Source organism: Halomonas sp. LES1 (assembly GCF_031846005.1).
In the GTDB taxonomy this organism is placed as follows: Bacteria; Pseudomonadota; Gammaproteobacteria; order Pseudomonadales; family Halomonadaceae; genus Halomonas.
On the sequence record NZ_JAVRGC010000019.1, the window covers coordinates 1 to 1,570 of the forward strand.

The window sequence follows — 1,570 nt, forward strand, 5'->3', positions numbered from 1 at the left end:
GATCAAACTCTTCAGTTTAAGATCATAAGTGCTTGAAGCAGCACCAAACTTGGCTCAAGGTTCAAACGTCTCAAATAGATCTTGCGATCTATGACGAGTCGCTTGCCTTGATGGTTCTGTGACATGACCACCGAGCCATCGACAAGCGCCCACATGAATTACCTGATCGATTGTTAAAGAGCGGCTCACGTCTTGTTGAGAGCGGAGCGTCTCGCTTGCTGTCGTACCGATCGCTTAATCACCTGGTACCGAACTGCATACCGAAGAAGCGGCGGTCTCGCCAGCGCCCTGCGAGGAAGGCGTATTCTACGTGACTGGCTGTCGTTGTCAACCCGGCGAAGCATTCCGAGGAACCTTGCGGGTGACCGACACCTTTCGACACTCAACCCTTGAAGGATCGTTTCGAGAGGATCGCCGCGGAGGCCTTGAGGCCACCGTCACGAGTGGCGCACATTCTAGCGAATATGCCGCGACTGTCAACCGGTATTATTCGAAATCCTCCGAAAAAACCATTGCAGAACAGTCACTTCTGCCACCTCCACCGCCTGCAACGTTTGCCCGTTGCCGGCAGCGGATGCGTACTTTACGGCTTTCCCCGCGGGCTTGCAAGCTCTTTCGGTAAAAAGTTTGTTTCATCAAAATTCGGCGTGGAACGTAAGCGCCTTATCCAGAGCCGGATCCGTCAGGCCAAGCCTCAGGATCAGCTACCCTCTGGATCGTATTGGACCGGCAGCCGTTGCGAGGCACTGATCTAGTTGCCGATGCTGGCACAGGGCAGGAAAAAACACATTACGTCCATCTCCTGAACTATACCACCACACTCTACACCGGGTAGCAGGCGGTGAACAAAGACTGCAGCGAAGGACTCGACGGCCAACAAGTCATCGAGTTGATCGGCCAGCTCTACCAGGTGGAGCACGAAGCGCAGTCGTTGGCAAAGGAGGAGCATCAGCGGTTATGCGGCACCCGGGAGAGGCCCATCCTTACCACGCATTACATCGCTGGGTGTCGGCTCATCGGGATGAAGGCACCGAACGGTTTGGCGACAGCAAAGGCGCTGGATTAAGCCTGAGGCGTTGGGCGACGCTGACGCGCAACCTGGATAACTGCCGATTACGAGCAATTGAATACCTGAGGTTTTCGGTATAAGTGCCTGACGATGGTCGCGCCGAGCTCCGGCGGCCGGCGCTCTGGTGGCCGGCATTCGGGACGCTGCAGGGGCAGCGTCCTGCCATGAAAAAACCCCGAGCAACTGAATGCCCGGGGTTTTCTCGGTATAAGTGCCTGACGATGACTTGGCCGGCACTCCGGGACTCTCCATGGGGGGGCCCTAAAACGACGAAACCCCGACCATGGGCCGGGGTTTCTGAATAAGTGCCTGACGATGACCTACTCTCGCATGGGGAGGCCCCACACTACCATCGGCGCGGAGCGGTTTCACTACTGAGTTCGGCATGGGATCAGGTGGTTCACGCTCGCTATGGTCGTCAGGCGAAAAGGGGTGATTCATGCTGAGCCGAGAGGTTTCAAGGCGTACCCGGCGTCGTGGGTCATCACAGACCCCTTGGGT

General features: G+C 56.8%; 1 rRNA gene. It reads right to left on the reverse strand.

What is annotated here, in order from left to right:
- Positions 1 to 1,376: 1,376 nt before the first annotated feature.
- Positions 1,377 to 1,492, reverse strand: a 5S ribosomal RNA gene (gene rrf / locus RM463_RS17395).
- Between the last annotated feature and the right edge of the window lie 78 nt (positions 1,493 to 1,570).